This is a genomic window from uncultured Clostridium sp., assembly GCF_934754915.1.
Lineage (GTDB): Bacteria > Bacillota > Clostridia > Clostridiales > Clostridiaceae > Clostridium.
Genome location: NZ_CAKVKB010000183.1, coordinates 1 through 5,438 on the forward strand (window position 1 = coordinate 1; position 5,438 = coordinate 5,438).

6 protein-coding genes are annotated in these 5,438 nt (G+C 44.0%); 5 read left to right on the forward strand and 1 reads right to left on the reverse strand.

Annotation, left to right across the window (positions count from 1 at the left end; translation table 11 throughout):
- The first annotated feature begins 484 nt into the window (after nt 1-484).
- The 5 genes from Q0F58_RS16855 (at nt 485) to Q0F58_RS16875 (ending at nt 4,372) form a co-directional block, all read left to right on the forward strand.
- On the forward strand, nt 485-931 hold the full coding sequence (locus tag Q0F58_RS16855; RefSeq protein ID WP_294379030.1) for a hypothetical protein: 447 nt from the start codon (nt 485-487) through the stop codon (nt 929-931).
- A 79-nt stretch (nt 932-1,010) separates the two neighbouring features.
- Nucleotides 1,011-2,096 (forward strand): hypothetical protein, encoded by a 1,086-nt coding sequence (locus tag Q0F58_RS16860; protein ID WP_294379031.1) that lies wholly within the window; start codon nt 1,011-1,013, stop codon nt 2,094-2,096.
- Between the two features lie 31 nt (nt 2,097-2,127).
- Nucleotides 2,128-2,691 carry a hypothetical protein gene (locus Q0F58_RS16865; protein ID WP_294379032.1) on the forward strand — a complete coding sequence of 188 codons (564 nt, stop codon included), beginning with the start codon at nt 2,128-2,130 and terminating at the stop codon, nt 2,689-2,691.
- A gap of 195 nt (nt 2,692-2,886) precedes the next feature.
- Nucleotides 2,887-3,717 (forward strand): hypothetical protein, encoded by an 831-nt coding sequence (locus Q0F58_RS16870; protein WP_294379033.1) that lies wholly within the window; start codon nt 2,887-2,889, stop codon nt 3,715-3,717.
- A 19-nt stretch (nt 3,718-3,736) separates the two neighbouring features.
- Complete coding sequence (locus Q0F58_RS16875; protein ID WP_294379034.1) at nt 3,737-4,372, forward strand: ABC transporter ATP-binding protein; 636 nt, start codon at nt 3,737-3,739, stop codon at nt 4,370-4,372.
- A 186-nt stretch (nt 4,373-4,558) separates the two neighbouring features.
- Here Q0F58_RS16875 and Q0F58_RS16880 read toward each other — a convergent pair whose 3' ends face one another.
- Nucleotides 4,559-5,386 carry an IS3 family transposase gene (locus tag Q0F58_RS16880; protein ID WP_294379035.1) on the reverse strand — a complete coding sequence of 276 codons (828 nt, stop codon included), beginning with the start codon at nt 5,384-5,386 and terminating at the stop codon, nt 4,559-4,561.
- Nucleotides 5,387-5,438: the final 52 nt, after the last annotated feature.

Consider the following 5,438-nt stretch of genomic DNA (forward strand, 5'->3'; position numbering starts at 1 on the left):
CGACTGTCGCGGCAGCGTTGCGCCATCAGAGCCTGTAGACTGTTCGCTGCGAGTTATATTGTATAAACAGAGTGGCAATTCATGGATTCAAGTTGCTTCATGGACAGCGTCGGCAGCAGGCGGCGCAACTGCGAGGCTGAGTAAATCGACAAGCGTTGGCTCTGGAACTTATAAAGTTGTATCTTATGGTACAGTTGCAGGGGAAAATACTTCGGCAACATCGGCTATTAAAAGTGTTCCTTAAAGTGCTACATCCTCAGTACTTAGTTATTGAATAGTTGCTGCATTTGTGGTAGCATAGAAGCAGCAGATGAATGGGGTGGTTCCATTGGAGAGAGTCGGTCTCTGCCTATAGACGGGCAGAAAAAAAGCCTTGCACAACACGCTGGGGAGCGACACAGCCACAAAGGCTGTACGTTTTGCAAGGTCATGCCATAACTATAACACCTTTTTTGAACAAATGCAATAATGGAGGGAAATTATAATGAAAAAGCTTGTTGCAATGTTGTTGACGTTTGCCATGCTCCTAACTCTAGGTGTGAATGTCGCTTTTGCAGATTGTAGCAATGATACGGACAAAGGCCGTCATCCTTTTAGCGGTGTCAATCTGTGCAGTACTGAAGCAAAGACCTTCGGTTGGGTCGTTGAAGCTTGCTACCGTTTTAAGCAAACGAACGACCAGCGCACCTATGTCATGCACCATACAAGCCGCGGTGTGTCCAACATGACTAATTTCTTTGTTCCTACTAGCCCCTACGACATGAGCACGACTTATGGCAGTAAGTGGGTAACGCCTGGCACCAAGACTCCTATTCGTTCTGATAAGACTGTTACCGGCAAGCAATATGGTCTGAAGGCTCGCGGCAATACTGACCATGCGTTGAGTGGATACAATACAATCACTATTAACGGCTACTTTAACGCTTACTAATTCTCTTGCTTGGCCTACAGCTTCTGCTGTAGGCCAAGCATTATAAAATGTTGCAGCAACATCAGGAGGGTGTATGAGCATGAAAAAATTACTTGCAGCGTTGGCTTGCCTTATGCTGTCCATTCCGACACTGACCGCTGCTGAAAATATGGAGTTCCTTTCCATTCAACAGCTGCACCAAACAACACCGGTTTCATTTAGTATTTCTGTTGCCACCCGCAATGGTGACCTAACGATTACCGCACCGATTATCGTTCCGAAAAAAGAGCAATTACCAGTGCTCAATGTGCAATACATTGATTGGCGGGGAAGGATATCCTGCCCGCCTAACATGCAGATCGAATCACAAGAGAATCATTTTGCAAGTCTCGATAGTGGATTTACTGCCTGGTTTCCTCAAGTGGATCCCTTGAAGGATTGTGCATACAGCACTCCCGTGGAAGGCATGTATGCAGAAAAGAATCTATTTTCCAAAGAAGATGCTTGGAAAGCTTATACTGATGCAATGTTTCAAATATTAGGCTTAAAGGTTGATGTGGATTTCCAGCTGGATATGGATGGTGTCATTCCCTATAGCTGCTATACGCTCTATACCGAAGAAAACGGGACACCCTTGAAGCAGCTGACAGATAAAGGCTATTATGAAATTTCTGCAACGGATATTTGTCAGGTGTTACATGGCTCCACGCTCAATAATATTCAGGAATCCATTTGCTTTTATCGCCAGGAAAAATATGCGCCGTTTATTCCTGCTCCTTCAATGGGTGGTTACCTTGTTGACAACAACTGTATGGCGTTTTCCTGCACAAATCTTGTGCAGGAGACAGCTTGCCTAGCAGAAGATGTTCCGCTACTTCCCTGGGTGAATATTCTAGAAACTATTCAACAGTGTATCACGGCTGGCCGAATTACTGCCATTAGAAAAGTTGAGTTGTGCGAACTCGTTCTGTTAAATACGCCCGAGCTTGATAAAGATGTCTTCCGTGCAATGCCCTGCTGGATCATTGTTGGAGACTTTCCAGATCCCCGCATAGAGTATCAAAGTAATATAACGCACATTGCTTATGTCAATGCTCAAACGGGGACCTTCATTGATCCATTTAACGCAAGTGCTGATCGCGGTGCAGCAAATCCTTTAATTACTTGGGAAAGTCTAAAAAAATAATGTGAGGAGAATTGATATGCTGTCCCATGAGATGAAACGAGCTGTTTTCTCGTGGGGGATGGTTTTAGCCAGTGCAATTGTATTTATTTGCCTGCTTGGATTCTCTATTCCAACGTGGCAAGAATCTGCTGAAAGTGCGCTGGAATACCGCCCCTCTGCACTGGAACAATCACTTGGAGGTATCTTTTTTGGCGGTGTCATGCTAATGCTTCCTTTCTGTGCGGTTTTACCATTCGCCTTATCGCAGATTGATGAAATCAATACTGGTTTTCACCTTCTACGCGGTATCCGTCAAAGTGTAGGACAATACGTTCAGCATAAAAGCATTGCAGCAATGTTAGCTGGTGGACTTAGCATTGCACTTCCGTTCTTACTACATTGCTGTCTATGGAATATTATTGCATTGCCGTACCAGCCAAGTATATACCCAGATCAAGAAATTGGATTTTATGGTTTATATGGTGATTGGAGCGGTATACTTAATGCATGGCCGATGTATTTATGGATTGCCTTTGGTTTACTGTTAAGTGGTGCGCTTTGGGCGCTCGTAGGTCTTTCTGTAACTGTATGGATTCCTGATAAATGTGCATCATGATACCTATTGCTATCTGTTATTTCTGGTCATATGGCCTGTATGGCCATATTCTTGGAATTACCTTACCATCTCCATCAGGACTCTATAATGATGGATTAACTTGGGAACGTTTTTTCCAGACATTAGGCGTAAGCACCGTATTAGGGGGCATAGCTTATCTGGTATACTATATTGGACTGAAAAGGAGGCTTCGCTATGTCTAAGGAAAAGCCGCTCGCAATTCGCAGCATATTATCGGCGTGCTTATCTTCATGGGCACACTCTCCACGTACACTTGTTCTTTTAGTCTTTATCATTATGCTGGGGATTTCAGAAGCAGATATTGCAATTACAAACTTCACAAACCAACAGTTGCAATTATCTTCTGGCGATGTACTATATTATCATCTGGCAAAAGGGTTCAACACAATCATGAGTTCTGCCATGTTCCTTATTATGGCTGATGAACTTCCGCGAAAAATTTCTTTCCAGAATTATTTGCTCATTCGGACCAATCGCGTAAAATGGCTATTTGCTCAAATATTCATGTGCTTTATTCTGGCCCTGCTAATGCTTGTGCTCTGCTGCGTAACAGTCTTTCTTGCATCCCTTACACATGTGTCATCAGATTGGCAATGGAGTGATTGCCAATTTGTACAGCAGGGATTTCTAATGAACGATCAGGACGGCATCACACCTGCGATTATACGCAATCAATTTTCGACTTTACACGCAACATTCGTTGCGATGGTTCCGCTCTTTCTCTTTTGGGTATCCATGCTCCTTATCATTCTTCTTTTCGGAATATACGGCAAGAGTATTGTTGGACTAACAATCTGTATGACCACACTTTTGTCTTCCTGGATTTTGATGACACTTTTTACTGACTGGACTTTACCCGTTTATTTTGCTACTATCAATGGCATCTTGACTATGGATCCATCTTTAGCTCATTATAAAGAAATCATTTTCGGATACTGTACGTTGGATGCTATTTTGATTGTTGCTATGGTCTTGCGTCTCAGACGAGAAGATTTGTCATTTTAACTATTAAGGAGGGATACGGATGATTACGATTCAAAACCTTCACAAAACATATTCTGGTAAGCACTGTGTTCTAGATGGTATTACCTTTACATTTGAAAATAGTCATATCTATGGATTAACTGGGCCAAACGGTTGCGGAAAAACGACCCTGATGCGGTGCATTTGTGGCTTTACGCATCCGTCTTCTGGATATGTTACTGTTGAGAAAAAAGTAGTTACCCGCGATTGCGATTTTGCACCTTCAACTGGCATTATTATTGAAACGCCGGGATTCCTACCTCATCTAAGTGCCTTGAAAAACCTCTCAATCTTAGCAAGAACTTCCGGGAAAGCGTCAGCAGAGCGCATCGCTGAAGTTATCCGCTTTGTAGGCCTTGATCCGGATGACAAAAAGCACGTTGGGCAATACTCGCTTGGCATGAGGCAGCGGCTGGGAATTGCGCAAGCTATTCTTGAAAACCCGACAAACCTTATTCTGGATGAACCTTTCAATGGTCTAGACGCGCAGGGAGTGTCTGATATTCATACACTTCTTCAGAAACTAAAGGCTGAAGGCAAGTGTATCTTGATTGCTAGTCATAGCACATCCGATATTGCTCAAGCATGTGATACTATTTTGCTATTTCAGAATGGGACAATTTCGGTTGTCAAGTAAATTTACTGTGTTTATAAGAATATAATGATAGTACCAAGATACTGTCTGTAGCAATAGCATTATTGGGGGGGAATAAAATCAAAATAAGTTCCTCTAATGAGGAGGTGAACCGCTCCCTGTCAAGTAGACAGACGAAAAAGCAAAAACTTTTTCCAGGATTCCAGAAATGGAGTCCTGGTTTTTCTGTTACGCAGCTTCCAGAAGGCTGTGGTAACTGGCTGGTGCTTGGCAATCCAGTCTGTGCTGGCGCCGCTGGGTGTTGTAGTAGTGGATGAATTGCTCGACCGCTGTCACAAGTTCTTCGTAGGTCTCAAAGTGGTTCAGGTAATACATCTCGCACTTCAGAATGCCCCAGAAGCCTTCCATCGGACCGTTGTCAATACATCTTCCCACTCGTGACATACTTTGTGTCATCTGCTGCTTGTCCAGCCTCCCCTTAAACTGTCGGCTCGTGTACTGGAACCCTCGGTCACTGTGGAATAGCGGATGCACATCCGGATACTTTTTGACCGCTAGGTCAAATGTATCAAAAACGAGCTGGCTGTTGTTAGGCTTACCAATGGCAAGAGAGACAATATCCTTACATTTCAAATCCAGAATGGCGCTCAAATAGGCTCTTTCTCCCTCTGAACCATACTTCATCTCCGTTACATCGCTGCACCATTTTTCGTTTGTGCTTTGGGCAGTGAAGTCACGGTCCAGAATATTTTCCGCAGTCACCTCCGGTGTGGAGCGCTGGTATGCCGGACGTTTCCTACGGATAACAGCCAGCAGGCCAACGAGATGTGTCAAACGGTAGAAACGTTTCAGGTTATACCGTTTCTCGTGCGTCGCGTTATACTCGTCGGCGATCCGGCGATACCAGTAGGTACTGTTGTGCTCTGCGCAGATCATGACGATGTCGTGCAATAAGGCTTCGTTTTCCGCTTCCCGGAAGCTCTTGCTCCGGTGCAGCCATTTATAATAGCTGGAACGGTTCAAGTCTAAAATAGAGTTTGCTCCGCAACTACCCAAAAATCAAGCAATAGCGGATAATCGGTCAATAGAACAGAGAATCTGCATCAAA

Coding starts and splice junctions, on each gene's coding strand:
- Q0F58_RS16860 (WP_294379031.1), top strand. CDS start 1,011: ATGAAAAAATTACTTGCAGCGTTGGCTTGCCTTATGCTGTCCATTCCG.
- Q0F58_RS16875 (WP_294379034.1), top strand. CDS start 3,737: ATGATTACGATTCAAAACCTTCACAAAACATATTCTGGTAAGCACTGT.
- Q0F58_RS16870 (WP_294379033.1), top strand. CDS start 2,887: ATGTCTAAGGAAAAGCCGCTCGCAATTCGCAGCATATTATCGGCGTGC.
- Q0F58_RS16865 (WP_294379032.1), top strand. CDS start 2,128: ATGAAACGAGCTGTTTTCTCGTGGGGGATGGTTTTAGCCAGTGCAATT.
- Q0F58_RS16855 (WP_294379030.1), top strand. CDS start 485: ATGAAAAAGCTTGTTGCAATGTTGTTGACGTTTGCCATGCTCCTAACT.